A 15,634-nucleotide genomic window follows, 5' to 3' on the forward strand; every position below is an offset into this window, starting at 1 on the left:
GGGGGGGGGGGGGGGCCCCCCCCCCCCCCCCGGACCGGCACCCGACCCCGACCCCGACCCCGACCCATTGCACATCGACGAGGAGTGCACACCCATGGAACGAAGAAGCTCGAGAGCTCGCGGCGCACGACGGCTCGTGGCCGCCCTGGTCGCCGGCCTCACCGCCGCCACGGTCGTCTCCGTCGCCCCGGCGACGGCCGCCCCACCCGGTGCGAACCAGTCGTCCACGACGACCGCGACGACCGTCGCGGCCGAGCAGGTGCTGACCTGGACCGGTGACAACAGCGTCACCGACTACAAGACGTTCCCGGCGACGGCCACCGCCGGGAAGGCGACGATCGTGTTCGAGAACAGCGTCGCGACCGGCAGCACGTTCGGCATGAGCCACACACTGACCTTCGACACGTCGACCCCCGGCTACAACCACGACGTCACGCTCGACATCCTGGCGAGCCCGTTCGACACGAACGGCGGCAAGCACGTGGCCGAGGTCGTGCTGACCCCGGGCACGTACCGCTACTTCTGCGCGATCCCCGGCCACGGCGAGATGTGGGGCGAGCTCGTCGTGACCGAGGACGGCGGGGGCGGCGACGACACGACGGCACCGGCGGTCACCGCCGAGGTGACGGGCGAGCGGGACGGCGCCGGTGCGTACGTCGGCGGCGCCACGGTCACGCTCGCCGCGACCGACGACGGGTCGGGTGTCGCGGGCGTGGAGTACGACCTGGACGGTGCCGGCTGGCGGGCGTACGACGCACCGTTCGTCGTCGAGACCGTCGGCGAGCACTCCCTCGGGTTCCGCGCCACGGACGAGGCGGGCAACACCTCGGCCCCGCAGACGGCGACGTTCACGGTCGTCGAGGGGGGCGGTGAGGAGGACACGGTCGCCCCGACCGTGACCGCCGAGGTCGCGGGCCACCAGGACGACGACGGTGCGTACGTCGACTCCGCGACCGTGACCGTCGCGGCCCAGGACGACGGGTCGGGTGTCGCCTCGATCGAGGTCGACGTGCACGGCGGGCACTGGATGCCGTACACCGCACCGGTCACGATCACCGAGCCGGGCGAGCACACCGTCTCGTACCGCGCGACCGACGTCGCGGGCAACGTCTCCGAGGTCGGTGCGTCGACGTTCGTCGTCGTCGCGGGTGACGGCGAGGAGGACACGACGGCACCGGTCGTTGCAGCCACGGTCAGCGGCGACCAGGACGGCGCGGGTGCGTACGTCGGGTCGGCGACCGTCACGCTCACGGCGACCGACGAGGGGTCCGGTGTCGCCTCGATCGAGTACGCGGTCGACGGCGGGGCGTGGACCGGCTACACCACGGCGGTCGTGCTGGACGAGCCGGGTGACCGCTCGCTCGCCTACCGTGCGACGGACGAGGCCGGGAACGTCTCCGAGGTCGCCTCCGTGACCCTGACGGTCGTTCCGGCCGACCCGGGCGACACCGTAGCTCCCGTGGTGACCGCCGGGGTCTACGGCGCCAGGAACAGCGCGGGCGAGTACGTGGGCAGCGCACAGGTCCGGTTGACCGCGACCGACGACGACTCCGGCGTCGCGACGATCGAGTACCAGGTCGACGGCGGCACGTGGTACCGCTACGCGACCCAGGTGGTGGTCTCGACGCCGGGCTCGCACACGGTCGCGTTCCGCGCGACGGACCGAGCGGGCAACGTGTCGGCGCCGGGTACCGTCTCGTTCGTGGTGGAGTCGACCGTGCCTGCCGACACCGTCGCGCCCGAGGTGACGGCGACCCTCAGCGGGAGCCGGGACCTGCGCGGGGCGTTCCTCGGGAAGGTCACGATCACCCTGGTCGCGACCGACGCGGGCTCGGGGGTCGACCGGACCGAGCTCCAGGTCGACGGCGGCGCGTGGCAGCGCTATGCGGCGCCGGTGGTCGTCGCCACGGACGGCAACCACACCGTGACCTACCGCGCGACCGACGCCGCGGGGAACGTGTCGAAGGCCCGGTCGGTCATCTTCACGGTCGTCGTGCAGGGGCTGGACCGGTGCCCCGGCTCCGACGTCCGACCGACGGTCGTCATCGACGGCAACGACAGCACCGTGACGAACGTGGACACGGGCAACGGCTGCACCATCAACGATCTCGTCGCGGAGGACGACGACTACCCCAACCACCGGGCCTTCCTGCAGCACGTCAAGCAGGTCACGCGCGACCTCGTCGACGACGGCGTGATCCGGCCGGTCGAACGTCGACGGATCATCACCGCGGCCGAGGTGTCGGACGTCGGCCGCTGACGACGTCCACGCCCGCAGGGTGGACGACAGGTGGTCCCGAGCAGCTCGGGACCACCTGTCGCCGCTCCCCGCCCCTGCGAGGGCGACCTGACGGCCGGAGGGCGAGCGGCGCCGTCGGGCCGCACGCTCCCTCCCAGCGACCGATGGGACACTGGTACCCATGAGCAACGACACCACCCCCGTCAGCGCCCCGGTCACGGAGTCCGAGCAGGAGATCGCCGCCCGGAACGACAACCGGTCGCACCGCCCCGACTCCGAGGCCTTCAAGGCGTTCATCACGAGCGGCTGGGCCCCCCGTGCGAGCCACGACGTCGAGGCCGGCGTCGCCGCTCCGTACACGGCTGCCCGCCGCGCCGAGCTGTCCGCCGGCTTCCCCGGCGCGCGCCTCGTGGTCCCCGCCGGACCGCTCAAGGTCCGCTCGAACGACACCGACTACCGGTTCCGCCCGCACTCGGCGTTCGCGCACCTCACGGGCTTCGGCACGGACCAGGAGCCGGACGCGGTCCTGGTCCTGCACCCGGTCGAGCCCGGCACGGGTGACGACGGCTCGAACCACCACTCGGTCCTCTACGTGCGCCCCCTCGCGGCGCGCGACACCGAGGAGTTCTACGCGGACTCGCGCTACGGCGAGTTCTGGGTCGGCGCCCGCCCGAGCCTCGACGACGTCACCACCGTGACGGGCATCGAGGCCGCGCACATCGACGAGCTGCGCGACGCGCTCGCCAAGGACGTCGGCGAGCACGTCTCCCTGCTCGTCGTCACGGGTGCCGACGAGAACATCGAGGCCCTGGTCGAGGCCATCCGCCTCGAGAACGGCCAGGGCGACGACGTCGCCGACGCCGCGCTCGTCGAGGCCACCTCGGAGCTCCGCCTGGTCAAGGACGCGCTCGAGATCGAGCACATGCGCGAGGCCGTCGACGCGACGATCGCGGGCTTCGCCGAGGTCGTGCGGAACCTGCCCCGAGCGACCGAGCACCGCCGCGGCGAGCGCGTCATCGAGACGACGTTCGACGCGCACGCGCGCCTCGAGGGCAACACGGTCGGCTACGAGACCATCGCCGCCGCGGGCGAGCACGCCACGACGCTGCACTGGATCCGCAACGACGGCAAGGTCCGCCCGGGCGAGCTCGTCCTGCTCGACGCGGGCGTCGAGGTCGACTCGCTCTACACGGCCGACGTCACGCGCACCCTGCCCGTCGACGGCACCTACACCGACGTCCAGCGCCGCATCTACCAGGCCGTGCTCGACGCCGCCGACGCGGCCTTCGCGGTCGCCGTCCCGGGGGCCCGCTTCCGCGACATCCACGCGGCCGCGATGAAGGTCATCGCGGAGCGCCTCGCCGAGTGGGGTCTGCTGCCCGCGACGGCCGAGGAGTCCCTCGCCCCCGAGGGCCAGTTCCACCGCCGCTGGATGGTGCACGGCACGAGCCACCACCTGGGCCTCGACGTGCACGACTGCGCGCAGGCGCGTCGCGACCTGTACGTCGACGGCGTCCTGGAGCCGGGCATGGTCTTCACGATCGAGCCCGGCCTGTACTTCAAGAGCGACGACCTCACGGTCCCCGAGGAGTACCGCGGGATCGGCATCCGCATCGAGGACGACGTCCTGATCACGCAGGACGGCAACGAGAACCTCTCGGCGGCGCTCCCGCGTCGCCCCGAGGACATCGAGGCGTGGATGGCGTCGCTGCGCGACTGACGCACGCGTCGCGGCGGCGCTGCGCCGCACCACCGGCGCACCAAGGCGGCGGCCCCGAGGAGCTCCTCGGGGCCGCCGCCTTCGTCGTGCCCTGCGGTCGGCCCGTGCAGGCTCGCCGTCCGGACGTCCGGCGGCTCAGACCGCGCGAGCGACCACGAGCAGCTCACCGTCGCCCTGCCCGACGGCCTCCCTCCCCCACCCGCCGTCGACCTGCTCGACGACGAACCCGGCCGCCTCGACGCTCCGGCGCAACGCGTCCTCGGTGCGGAACCGGAGCGTCGCGGTGCTCCTCAGCTCGTCCCCCTCCGGCATCGCGTAGCCGAGCGTGAAGTCGACGACGCCGTCACGCTCGCCCGTGACCTCGCTCCAGGTCAGCACCACGCGCCCGTCGCCCAGGTCGACCGGGTCGCGGTCGTCGGGCGCGTGCCACGACTCCCACGCCCGGCCGAGGGGGTCCCGGGCGTCGAAGGCAAGGAGCCCACCTGGCACGAGCGCCCCCCGGAGGTCTGCGAGGACGCCCGCCCACTCGTCGTCGGCGACGAAGAACTGGGCCACGTGACTCGTCATGAGGGCGACGTCGAACGCGCCCGCGGGCACGTCGGTGGAGGTCCCGTGGACCCAGGTCACGGTCTGGGCGCCGGGCCGACGCCGGGCCGCGTCGAGCGACGCCCCCGCGGGGTCGACGCCGGTCACCGCGTACCGCGCGGCCGCGAGCGCCACGGTCAGCCGACCGGTGCCGCACCCGAGGTCGAGCACACGCCCGCCCGGGCCCTCGGCGGCGCGGGCGAGGAAGTAGTCGTCGTCCCGACCCCACGCGTTCTGGGCGTCGTAGACCTCGACGAGGCGGGCGTCACGGAACTCGGCCTGGTGCGTGGCGGTGTGCATGTGGTCACGCTAGCCAGCGGCTGCGGCCGTGGTCACGGGATTTCCCTCTTGTGTACGTCACACACAGTGCGTATGGTCTACACAGTGTAGGAGATACACACAGTCTGCGACGCACACGGAGGTAGCGATGTCCGACCCGATGATCGACGTCCGGGGGCTCACCAGGTCCTACGGAGACCACGCCGTCCTGCGGGGCGTGGACCTGTCCGTCCGACGAGGCGAGATCTTCGCGCTCCTCGGACCCAACGGCGCGGGCAAGACGACCGCCGTCAACGTCCTCACGACCCTCGTCCGGCCCGACGCCGGGACCGCGACCATCGCGGGCCACGACGTCGTGCGCCAGGCCGCCAAGGTCCGGGAGGTCATCGCCCTCACGGGTCAGAACGCCTCGGTCGACGAGTTCCAGACGGGCGAGGAGAACCTCGCGATGATGGCCACGCTCGCGCACCTGCCCCGCTCGACCGTCAAGGCCCGCACGGCCGAGCTCCTCGACCGCTTCGGCCTGACCGACGCCGCCCGGCGACGCGTCGAGACCTACTCGGGCGGCATGCGACGCCGCCTCGACCTCGCGATCAGCCTGGTCGCGAACCCGCAGGTCCTCATCCTCGACGAGCCGACCACGGGCCTGGACCCGCAGTCGCGCTCCGAGCTCTGGGACGTGGTCCGCGAGCTCGCGGCCGACGGCATCACGGTCCTGCTCACGACCCAGTACCTCGAGGAGGCGGACCGGCTCGCCGACACCATCGCGGTGCTCGACGGCGGACGCGTCGTCGCGCGCGGGACCGCGAGCGAGCTCAAGGCCCTCGTCCCCGGCCAGCACGTGCGGGTCGACGTCGACGACGCCCACGCGCTCGCGTCCGTCCAGAAGATCGGGCTGGAGATCTCCGGGATCGACGAGAAGGACCTCGCGGCGACGATCCCGACGACGGACCCGCTCCGCACGGTCCGTGACGTCCTGGCACGTGCGGACGAGCACGGCATCACCGTCACGGGCGTGTCCGTGGTCAAGCCCTCGCTCGACGACGTCTTCCTCGCCCTCACGGGATCGCGCACCGCGCGAACCGCCGGGCCGCGCCAGAGCACCCCGACCACCCCGTCCGCCCCCACCCGGCCCGCGGCCTCCCCCGCGACGACGAAGGCAGGCCTGCGATGAGCGCCACAGCACCGACCACGCGGCGACCCGCACCGAGCCGCGCCTCGCGCACGACCCCGGCGCGCGTCCGCCAGACCCCCGCGACCGCGCTGCGCGACGTCTCGGCCATGACGGGCCGCGAGCTGCGTCGCACGCTGCGCAGCGTCGACGGTCTCGTCACGGCCCTCATGCTGCCGGTCCTCATCATGCTCGTGTTCGTCATCGTGTTCGGTGGCGCGATCGAGGACGACGGGAGCTACGTCGACTACGTCGTGCCCGGGATCCTGGTCCTGTGCCTGGGGTTCGGGTCGGCGACCGCCGCGCTCTCGGTGGCCCAGGACATGACGAGCGGCACGATCAACCGCTTCAAGACCCTGCCCATCTTCGGACCGTCGGTCCTGTGGGCCCACGTCCTGGCCAGCACGGTCCGCAACCTCGTCTCGGCCGCTCTCGTCCTGCTCGTGGCCGTCGCGCTCGGCTTCAGCCCGGGGGCCGGCCTCGGCGGGTGGGTGGGCGTCGCGGGCTACCTCGCCCTCATGGTCCTCGCGTTCACGTGGCTGAGCTGCCTCGCGGGCCTGGTCCTGAGCGTCGACGCCGCGGCGAGCTTCAACATGTTCTTCCTGTTCGTGCCCTACCTGTCGAGCGGGTTCGTGCCGGTCGAGACCATGCCGACGTGGCTGCACGGCTTCGCGACGCACCAGCCGTTCACGCCCGTCATCGAGACGTTGCGTGCGCTGCTCTCGGGGACGTCGACCGCGGGGCAGCTCGCGCCGGCGCTCGCGTGGCTCGTCGGCATGTTCGTGGCCTCGTGCGTCGCGGCGTCGATCCTCTACCGACGTCGGACGGCGCACTGAGGTCATCGCCCCGTGCCGCCCGCGCCGTTCCCGCGCCGGACAGGCGGTCCCGACCGGACCAGCGATGATGTACCCATGACGGACACCACCGATCCCGGCCTGCCCCACGCCATCGCCCTGGCGTGGGGCGTGGCCGAGAACCCGCAGCGCGGCCCGCGCCGCGAGCTGAGCATCGAGCGGATCGTCGAGCAGGCCATCGAGATCGCCGACGCCGAGGGGCTCGGCGCGCTGTCGATGAGCAAGCTCGCGGCAGCGCTGGGGTACACGACCATGTCGCTGTACCGCTACGTCACGAGCAAGGACGACCTCCTCCTCCTCATGCAGGAGCAGGCGATGGACGTCGACCTTCCCTCAGGGGCGCACCCCGAGCTCACCGCGGTCATGGAGGGGCGGATCCCCGCGGGCGACGGGCCTACGTGGCGGCGCGGCCTGCGCGAGTTCGCGCTCGCGTCACTCGCGGTCTACGAGGCACACCCGTGGTTCCTCGACGTCGCGGTCCAGGGCGTCCCGCTCACGCCCAACAACCTGCGCTTCGTCGACCTGGGCCTGCGCGCGCTGCACGACACCTCGCTGTCCGACGCCGACAAGCTCGCGATGATCATGCTCGTCACGAGCTACGCGCAGAGTGCCGCCCGGATCCAGCGCGAGCTGCGCGGAGCCCGGCAGGACCCCGGCGGACGCGACGTGAGCGGGGCCGCGTACGCCGAGGTCTTCTCCGAGCTCGTGACACCCGAACGGTTCCCGTACCTGCACCCCGTGGTCGCCTCGGGCGCGTACCTGAGCGACGACGACGGCGTGGACGACGTCGTGTTCGGCCTCGAACGGGTCCTCGACGGGATCGGGGTGTACGTCGAGCGCTCGCCCGCCGAGCGCGCCGAGTCGCCGCTCCCCCCGCACGAGGAGCGCGAGGCCGCCGAGCTCTACGCGCGCGACGCCAAGGTCAAGGAGGCGTCCAGGGCCCGCCGCGAGGCCGAGAAGGCCGTGCGCGAGGCCGAGAAGCGCCTCAAGGAGGCGCGCAAGCGCGAGCGGGACGCGGCCAAGGCCGCCGCGGAGCGGGCCGCGCGGCAGTGAGGCGTCGGGCCGGACGCGACCTTCCGCGGCGCCCGCCCAACGCGCGGAAGGTGGCCGGGATCCGTCCCGACCACCTCCTGACCGCGCCCGCACGGCGGGCGGCAAGGACCTAGCGCGTGCCCGACGACGTCTCGTCCGTCGCACCGTCGGCCGCACCCGGGGTGTCGGTCGTCGGGGCGGCCTGCCCGTCGGCCGGGGCTGCGTCGGCGGGCGGCTGCGCCGGCGGCGTCACGTCGCTGCGCATCGCGCCGTAGCGCGGCTGACCCGACGGGGTGGTCCAGCGCGGGTCGGGCGTCCGGGCCGGAGGTGCGGGCCGGACCGGTGCGTCGGCGGGCGGCTGCGCCGCGGGAGCGGCCGGCGCCTGGGGCGGGGCCCCCCACGACTGGCCGGGCTGAGCCCACTGACCGGGCTGGGCGGACTGCCCGCCCTGCCCCGCGACCGGCGGGACCTGGCGGGCGAGGGCGGCGGCGCCGTCGGGCATCTGGGACAGCAGGCGGCGAGCGTCGCCCGCCTGCTCCGGGTGGCACAGGATCGAGTACGACGACGCGACGATCTGGCTCGACGACGTGAAGTCGCGCTTGCCCCCCGTGAGCGAGTACGACAGGACCGAGAACAGCAGGCCGAAGCCCGCGCCCAGGCCGATCGCGGCGACCATCAGGCCGCCGCTGCCGTCGAACATGTACAGCAGCAGACCCACGAACAGGCCGAACCACGCCCCGGACGCCAGGCCCGCGAGCGCCACCCGGCCGTACGTGAGACGGCCCATGACGCGCTCGACCATACGCAGGTCGGTGCCGACGATGGTCACGAACTCGACGGGGAACTTGTTGTCGGAGAGGTAGTCGACGGCCTTCTGCGCCTCGAGGTAGGTCGCGTAGGACGCGACCTGCTCCCCGCTCGGCGGCGTCGGGACCTTGGGCGCGGAATTGGGACGAGTCATGCTCATCTGCCCAGTCTCCCGTACAAGTCGGCAGGAGGCGAGGGCGTTCACTCAGGGGGTATCGCCGCGAGGGACCGCGTCGGGGGAGAGAGCCGGCACCCTCTCCCCCGACGACGCCCCTCGGCCTCCCGGGAGGACCCGTCAGGCCGCGTTCAGCACACCCAGCAGGCGCACGACCTCGTCGCGCATCGCATCACGGCCCGCACCGAGGTACTTGCGCGGGTCGACGACGGCCGGGTTCTGGTCCAGGTAGGAGCGCAGCGCCCGCGTCAGGGTGTTGTTGAGGTGGGTCGAGATGTTGATCTTGGTCATCCCCTCCTCGACGGCCCGCGTGAGGTCGGCGTCGGCGACGCCGGAGGACCCGTGCAGCACGAGCGGCACGGGCACGAGCGCCCGCAGCTCGGCGATCCGCTCGAAGTCGAGGGAGGCCGTGCGGTCGGTCATGGCGTGCGACGAGCCGACCGCGACCGCGAGCGCGTCCACGCCGGTCGCGGCGACGAACGCCACGGCCTCGGCCGGGTCGGTGCGCACGCCCGGGGCGTGCACGCCGTCCTTGCCGCCGACCTTGCCGAGCTCGGCCTCGACGAAGACCCCCCGGGCATGGGCCTCGCGCACCACGTCGGCTGTCGCCTCGACGTTGGCCTCGTAGTCGAGCGCGGAGCCGTCGTACATGACCGAGCTCATGCCCAGCTCGACGGCCTCGCTCACGAGGGCGCGGTCCTCGGCGTGGTCCAGGTGGACCACGACGGGTGCGCTCGACGCACGGGCGATCGCGAGCGTCGCGAGGGCGATCGGCTCGAGCCCGCCGTGGTACTTCGCGGCGTTCTGGCTGATCTGCAGGACGACGCCCGTGCCGGCGCGTGCGGCCGCGGCCACGAAGGCCTCGGCGTGCTCGACCTGGATCACGTTGAACGCGCCGACCCCCCGGCGCCCGGCGCGGGCTCCGTCGATCAGCTGGCTGGCGGTGACGAGCGGCATTCAGTCCTCCGTGGTTCTCGGGATGTCGTTCACGGTCTCGGTCAGGACGCGGTCGGCGAGCCTCCGCACGTCCTCGGGGTCGACCTGGCCCGCGACGGGCTGCAGCACCGCTGCGGCCGACGTGGCGACGGTCAGCGCCAGGCGCTCGGCCCAGGGCCTCCCGACGCTCACCGCGAGCGCCGCCATGGCCGCGTCACCGGCACCCGTCGGGTTGCCGTGCACGGGGGCGTCGAGCCGGGCCCGCGCCACGGGCGCCGTGGACCCGGGCTCGAACGCCGCGAGCCCCTTCTCGCCGTCGGTCACGACGACGTCGTGCGCACCCAGGCGCTGCAGCACCGCCACGCCCTGGGCCAGGTCGTCCGTCCCGGTCGCCTCGGCGAGCTCGGCGCGGTTGGGCTTGATGAGGTCCGCGCCCGCCTGGGCAGCCCAGAGCAGCCCGGGGCCCGACGCGTCGACGTGGACCGGGCAGCCGGCCTCGCGCAGCGCGCGCACCAGACTGGTGAACCGGTCCTGCGTCGTACCGGGAGGCAGCGAGCCGGAGATCGTCACGACCGGGCGGTCCGCCGCGAGGCCGACCGCCGTACGGACGAGCACCCCCCACTCCTCCTCGGTGAGCACGGCCCCCGGTTCGTTGAGGACCGTGGGGTGACCTCCGTCGTCGGGCCCGGGGTGCTCCGGGACCACCGCGACCGCCTGCCGCAGCGCACCCGCCACCGGGACGAGCGTCGCGGGCTGGCCCGCGGCCTCGAGATCGGCCGCGAAGGCCGGTGCGAGGATGCCGCCCACCGGGGCAACCGCGACCGAGCCGCCACCCAGCGCGCGCACGACGCGCGCGACGTTGACGCCCTTGCCGCCGGCACGGGCCGTGACGGACCGGACCCGCAGGGCCTCGCCCGGGTCCAGACGGTCGACGCCGTAGGTCACGTCCCACGCGGGGTTGGGCGTGAGGCACAGGACCCGGACCTGCCGGCCGGCCGTCACAGCGCCCCCAGCGCAGCAGCGGTCACGGCGTCCCACGCGAGGACCGAGGCCCCGTACGTGCCGGCCGCCGACCCGAGCGTGGCCGGGACGAGCCGGGGCGCGGGATGGATCGTGAGGTACGAGCGCACCGCGGCGTCGAGCGGGACCATGAGGTCCTCGCCCGCTCGCACCAGACCGCCGCCGATCACGACGACCGGCAGTGCGAGGAGGCGGACCATGTCGGCGACGAGCTCGCCGAGCCGGTCGATCGCCCGGTCCCAGACCTGGCGAGCCACGGTGTCGCCCGCGTGGGCACGTGCCAGGACCTCGGCCGAGCCGGGGACCTCGTCGGCCGTCGCGCCCGTGAGCTCCCGGTAGCTGCGCGCGATGCCCGCGGCCGACGCGAACGTCTCCGCGCAACCTGTGCCACCGCAGGCGCACGGCGCCCCGCCGTGCGTGCCGCCATGACCGATCTCACCTGCGTACCCACCGCCCACGTAGACCTGGCCGTGGAGCACGACCGCCGCGGCGATGCCCGTGCCGATCGACACGTAGGCGTGGTCGGGCGCACCACGGCCCGCGCCCAGGCGGGCCTCGGCGAGGCCCCCTGCGCGCACGTCGTGGCCGAACCCCACGGGCAGGCCCGTCGCGTCCGCGACGACCTTCCGCAGCGGCAGGTCGACCCAGTCGAGGTTCTCGGCGCTCACCACGAGGCCTGCCGACTCGTCGACCGTGCCCGGCACCGCGAGGCCCACACCCAGGACCTGGTAGCCCGCGGGCACCTCGGCGCGAAGCGCCTCCACCGCCGCCAGGACCGCGGCGACCGAGGCCCCGGGGCCGTCGGCCGCGCGGGTCGACGTGACCCGTTCGACGAGGATCTCGTCGAGCGCGTCCGGGTCGCTGCCACGCGTGACGATCGCGGACTTGATGTCGGTCCCGCCGACGTCGAGCGCGATCACCGCCCGACGCAGGCCCGCCCCCGGGGCCCCGGTCGCTGCCCCTGCGTGGGACGGCAGCCGGAGCCCCGGGACGGCGGGCACGGCGAGCTGCCCCTCCCCGACCATCATGATGCCGAGTCCTCCAGGATGATCGAGCGCGTCAGGTGGCGCGGGGCGTCGGGGTCCAGGCCCTTGCGCTCGGCGTTCGCGACCGACAGGAGCTGGCAGCGCACGAGCGTGAGCTGTGCGTCCTCGTCGAAGCGGACCACGAGGGCCCCCGTGCGCTCGATGTCCTCGACGAGCCCCGGGACCTCGGCACCGAGCAGGAGGACGGCGCTGGTCTCGTCGGAGATGCTGATGGGCCCGTGACGGTAGTCCATGGCCGGGTACGACTCCGCCCACGCGAGAGACGCCTCGCGCATCTTGAGCCCGGCCTCGTTCGCGAGCCCTACGGCCATACCGCGACCGAGGAACGTGAACTGGGTGCGGGCCAGCACGGCCTCGGGGACCTCCCAGCCCACGACCTCTTCCGCCGCGGTCGCGAGAGACTCGATGTCGTCGCCCAGGCCTGCGCGCAGGAGCGTCAGCGCGGCCGTCGCGAACCGGGTCTGGACCACGGACTGCTCGTCGGCGAAGGGCATCACGACCGCGTCGTCCGCCGCGCTCGCGCCGGGCGAGGTCGGGTCGCCGACGATCGCCAGGGTCCGCTGCCTGCCGTCGAGCACCTCGAGGAGGTGCAGGATCTCGGTGGTCGTCCCGGAACGGGTGATCGCCACGACACGGTCGTACTCACGGCCCACCGGGTACTCGCTGCCCGCGAACGCGTCCGTGACCCCCTGGCCCAGCTCCTCGCGGCGGGCCGCGTAGGCCTGGGCGATGAACCAGGACGTTCCGCAACCGACGATCGCGACGCGCTCGCCCGGCTGCGGGAGGACCGCCGCGCTCTCGGCGGCGAGGCGGGCCGCCTCGCGCCAGACCTGGGGCTGGCTCGCGATCTCGGCGCTGACGTGGGAGGTGCTCATGGTGATGTCAAACCCTTCTGGTGTGGCCACCGGGGCTGCGCGGTCGGCGCGGTCCGGCGTCCGTCGTGGTGCGGACGTGTGGGGCGGGAGCGGCGCGGTCTCGTCCTAGACGACGATGACCTCGACGCCTGCTTCCCGCAGGGGCGCGAGCTGTTCCTCGGTCGCGCCCGAGTCGGTGACGAGCGTGGTGATGCGGGAGATGTCGCAGATCTGCGCGAACGAGCGCTCGCCGACCTTGTCGGAGGTCCCGACGGCGATCACGTGGCGCGAGTGCTCGACGAGCGCGGACGTGACCCCGGCCTCGTCGGGGTCGCCGCACGTGAGCCCTGCCTGGGCGTCGATGCCGACCATGCCGAGCACGAGCACGTCGAGCCACAGGGTGCGGGCCATGCTCACGGCCATGGGGCCCGTGAGCTCGTAGGACTGGGCGCGCGCCGTGCCGCCCAGGCACACCGTGCGCAGCTGCGGGCGCAGGACCAGCTCGGCGGCGATGTTGAGCGCGCTCGTCACGATCGTGTAGACGTGCTCGCCGGTGCGAGCCGCGTGCTCGGACCTCTGGTCCGAGAGCTCGCCGAGCGCCTTGGCGACCAGGGTCGTGGTGCGCCCGCCGTTGAACCCGATGACGGCCTGGTCCGCGTGGCGCTGCGTGACCAGGTGGGCCGCCGCCTCCGCGAGACGCTGACGGTCGTCGAGCTGCTTGCCGTACCGGCCGGGCAGGCCGTACGCGACCGAGGCCGCGACGATCCCCCCGTGGGTGCGGTGCGCGAGCTGGCGGTCGGCCATCTGGTCGAAGTCCCGGCGCACGGTCGACTCGGAGGTGCCGAACAGCTCCGCCACCTCGGTGACGGAGAGCCGGCGGCGGTCCGCCAGGAGCGCGAGCATGCGCTCCCAGCGGACCGACTTGCTGAGTCCACCCGACGGCTCGGCAGCAGCGCCGCCGGGCTCGTCGGTCGCGTCCTCGATGCGTGTCACTTGATGCTCCCTGCGGTCAGACCTCCGACGAGACGCTTCTCGATGATCGCGAAGAGGACGATGACAGGCACGATGGCGACGATCGAGACGCCGAACACGTACTGCCACGCCGAGTCGTACTGACCCACGAACTTCGTCAGCGCCACGGACAGCGGCTGGTTGCCTGCTGTCGAGAGAATGACGAGGCTGGCGGCAAACTCGTTCCACGCAGCGACGAAGGTGAAGATGATCGCCGTCACGATACCGGGCCAGACCAACGGCAGGTTGATGCGGAACAGCGTCGCCCAGCGCCCCGCGCCGTCGATCTGCGCGGCCTCGTCGATCTCCTTCGGGACGCTCGCGAAGAAGCTGTGCATGATCCACACCGCGAACGCCAGGTTGAAGGCTGCGTTGACCAGGATCATGGCGAGCCAGGTGTCGACGATCCCGAACGCGAGGAACTGTCGGAACAGGCCCGCCACGAGCACGGCCGGCTGGAGCATCTGCGTGACCAGCACGAGGAACAGGAAGGCCATGCGGCCCGGGAACCGGAAGCGGGCCGTGAAGTACGCGGCCGGCAGGGCCACGATCAGGACGAGGACCGTCGCCGCGACCGAGATGACGATCGTGGAGACGAGGTTCTGCGGGAGCGGCGTCTCGGGCGTCGACCACATGGTGACGTAGTTGTCGAGGTGCCACTGCTCCGGGAAGTACGTCGGCGGGATCCGCAGGATCTCGGCACGGCTCTTGAGCGAGCCGAACAGCATGATGCCGTAGGGCGCCAGGAAGAGCAGCGCCACGAGGATGCCCGCGACGACCCGCCCCGGGATCGACCCGCCCGAGCCGGGTCCGCCGGTCGCGTACCTCGAGGCCTTCTTGAGGGGCTGGGCGGGGCGGGCGTCGGGCTTGCGCGTCAGGACTGCGTTGCTCACTCGTCCACTCCCTTCATCGGCTTGACGATGCGCATGTAGAGCGCGATGACCGCGATCACGATCACGAAGTTCACGACCGACAGGGCGCTCGCCTGGTCGACCGCACGGTCGGACTGGATGAGCTTGAAGATGAGCGTGGTCGTCGTGTCCGCGTCGTACCCCGGGATCGAGCCCGTCATGAGTCGCAGGATCGGCAGCGAGTTGAAGACGTTGATGATGTTGATGATCGCGGCGACGGCGAGTGCAGGCTTGAGCTGCGGCAGGATGATCGCGAAATAGACCTGCCGGTGCGAGGCGCCGTCCAGGCGTGCCGCCTCGACCACGTCGCCCGGGATCGACTGGAGCCCGGCGAGGAGCGTGTACGTCGTGAACGGCAGCGAGACGAACACCGCCACGACGATCGCGACGACGAACGCCGACGTGGCGTTCTTGGTGAAGCCGAAGTCCGGGCTGTCGAGGATCCCGACGTCCGCCAGGAGCTGGTTGATGATGCCGTAGTTGGGCTGGAGCCCGTAGTAGACGACGGTCGTGGTCATCACGACGCTCGCGGCCCACGGGACGATGACCGCGAGGCGCACGATCTGCCGGCCCGGGAACTGCTTGTCGAGGAAGTTCGACAGCGCGAGCGACAGGACGACCGTGAGGGCGACGACCGCGACGACCCACACCGCGGTGTTCGCGAGCACGCGGGGCAGCGCGGGGATGGCGAAGACGTCCAGGTAGTTCTGGAACCCGGCGCTCCCCCGGTCGACGCCCGACTGCGAGATGTCACGGGTCGAGCTGAAGACCATGTACCCCGCAGGGAACAGGACGATCAGGGTGATCAGCGCGAGGCTGGGACCGATCCAGGGAAGCGCTGTGAGCAGGTCCCGGAACGAGCGGCGTGGCCGCTCGGGTGAACCGGCGGCTGGCGCCGGGGCGGTGGTGGTGGTCGAGCTCATCGAGGTCCTTCGGTGCCGGGTCCTGGTCCCCGCGGGGCGGCCGGGCGAGCCGGCCGCGCACCGCGGGGGAC

At 72.9% G+C, this 15,634-nt stretch carries 14 protein-coding genes; 5 read left to right on the plus strand and 9 right to left on the minus strand.

The window, feature by feature from the left end; translation table 11 throughout:
* The first annotated feature begins 94 nt into the window (after nucleotides 1-94).
* The gene (locus tag NHG27_RS15250; protein WP_497016861.1) at nucleotides 95-2,260 is read left to right on the plus strand and encodes an OmpL47-type beta-barrel domain-containing protein; all 2,166 of its coding nucleotides are present in this window, start codon (nucleotides 95-97) and stop codon (nucleotides 2,258-2,260) included.
* 160 nt (nucleotides 2,261-2,420) lie between these two features.
* Nucleotides 2,421-3,959: an aminopeptidase P family protein gene (locus NHG27_RS15255; RefSeq protein WP_497016862.1), complete on the plus strand. Its 1,539-nt coding sequence runs from the start codon at nucleotides 2,421-2,423 to the stop codon at nucleotides 3,957-3,959.
* Between the two features lie 135 nt (nucleotides 3,960-4,094).
* Here NHG27_RS15255 and NHG27_RS15260 read toward each other — a convergent pair whose 3' ends face one another.
* Nucleotides 4,095-4,844 carry a class I SAM-dependent methyltransferase gene (locus NHG27_RS15260; protein ID WP_497016863.1) on the minus strand — a complete coding sequence of 250 codons (750 nt, stop codon included), beginning with the start codon at nucleotides 4,842-4,844 and terminating at the stop codon, nucleotides 4,095-4,097.
* Between the two features lie 127 nt (nucleotides 4,845-4,971).
* Between NHG27_RS15260 and NHG27_RS15265 the strand changes: the two genes are divergently transcribed.
* The 3 genes from NHG27_RS15265 to NHG27_RS15275 all read left to right on the plus strand — a co-directional run bounded on the left by NHG27_RS15265 (nucleotide 4,972) and on the right by NHG27_RS15275 (nucleotide 7,901).
* Entirely contained in the window at nucleotides 4,972-5,997 is a 1,026-nt protein-coding gene (locus NHG27_RS15265) for an ATP-binding cassette domain-containing protein (protein ID WP_497016864.1), read from the plus strand.
* Complete coding sequence (locus NHG27_RS15270; protein WP_497016865.1) at nucleotides 5,994-6,830, plus strand: ABC transporter permease; 837 nt, start codon at nucleotides 5,994-5,996, stop codon at nucleotides 6,828-6,830. Before NHG27_RS15265 ends, NHG27_RS15270 begins: the two co-directional genes overlap by 4 nt.
* A 75-nt stretch (nucleotides 6,831-6,905) precedes the next feature.
* Nucleotides 6,906-7,901, plus strand: a complete 996-nt coding sequence (locus tag NHG27_RS15275; RefSeq protein ID WP_497016866.1) for a TetR/AcrR family transcriptional regulator — start codon at nucleotides 6,906-6,908, stop codon at nucleotides 7,899-7,901.
* Nucleotides 7,902-8,010: 109 nt separating this feature from the next.
* On the opposite strand, the gene NHG27_RS15280 is transcribed toward NHG27_RS15275, so the two are convergent.
* The 8 genes from NHG27_RS15280 to NHG27_RS15315 form a co-directional block, all read right to left on the minus strand.
* Nucleotides 8,011-8,847: a YflT domain-containing protein gene (locus tag NHG27_RS15280; RefSeq protein WP_497016867.1), complete on the minus strand. Its 837-nt coding sequence runs from the start codon at nucleotides 8,845-8,847 to the stop codon at nucleotides 8,011-8,013.
* Nucleotides 8,848-8,982: 135 nt separating this feature from the next.
* Complete coding sequence (locus NHG27_RS15285; RefSeq protein ID WP_193718790.1) at nucleotides 8,983-9,819, minus strand: class II fructose-bisphosphate aldolase; 837 nt, start codon at nucleotides 9,817-9,819, stop codon at nucleotides 8,983-8,985.
* Nucleotides 9,820-10,800: a 1-phosphofructokinase family hexose kinase gene (locus NHG27_RS15290; protein WP_497016868.1), complete on the minus strand. Its 981-nt coding sequence runs from the start codon at nucleotides 10,798-10,800 to the stop codon at nucleotides 9,820-9,822. It abuts the gene before it with no gap.
* The gene (locus NHG27_RS15295; RefSeq protein ID WP_497016869.1) at nucleotides 10,797-11,846 is read right to left on the minus strand and encodes an ROK family protein; all 1,050 of its coding nucleotides are present in this window, start codon (nucleotides 11,844-11,846) and stop codon (nucleotides 10,797-10,799) included. Before NHG27_RS15295 ends, NHG27_RS15290 begins: the two co-directional genes overlap by 4 nt.
* The gene (locus NHG27_RS15300) at nucleotides 11,843-12,739 is read right to left on the minus strand and encodes an SIS domain-containing protein (RefSeq protein WP_193718788.1); all 897 of its coding nucleotides are present in this window, start codon (nucleotides 12,737-12,739) and stop codon (nucleotides 11,843-11,845) included. The genes NHG27_RS15295 and NHG27_RS15300 overlap by 4 nt, the downstream gene beginning before the upstream one ends.
* Before the next feature lie 105 nt (nucleotides 12,740-12,844).
* The gene (locus NHG27_RS15305) at nucleotides 12,845-13,711 is read right to left on the minus strand and encodes a DeoR/GlpR family DNA-binding transcription regulator (RefSeq protein WP_321575272.1); all 867 of its coding nucleotides are present in this window, start codon (nucleotides 13,709-13,711) and stop codon (nucleotides 12,845-12,847) included.
* Nucleotides 13,708-14,622, minus strand: a complete 915-nt coding sequence (locus NHG27_RS15310) for a carbohydrate ABC transporter permease (protein ID WP_321575271.1) — start codon at nucleotides 14,620-14,622, stop codon at nucleotides 13,708-13,710. Before NHG27_RS15310 ends, NHG27_RS15305 begins: the two co-directional genes overlap by 4 nt.
* On the minus strand, nucleotides 14,619-15,563 hold the full coding sequence (locus tag NHG27_RS15315; protein ID WP_193718787.1) for a carbohydrate ABC transporter permease: 945 nt from the start codon (nucleotides 15,561-15,563) through the stop codon (nucleotides 14,619-14,621). Before NHG27_RS15315 ends, NHG27_RS15310 begins: the two co-directional genes overlap by 4 nt.
* Nucleotides 15,564-15,634: the final 71 nt, after the last annotated feature.

It is taken from the genome of Oerskovia sp. 140933 (genome assembly GCF_059651515.1).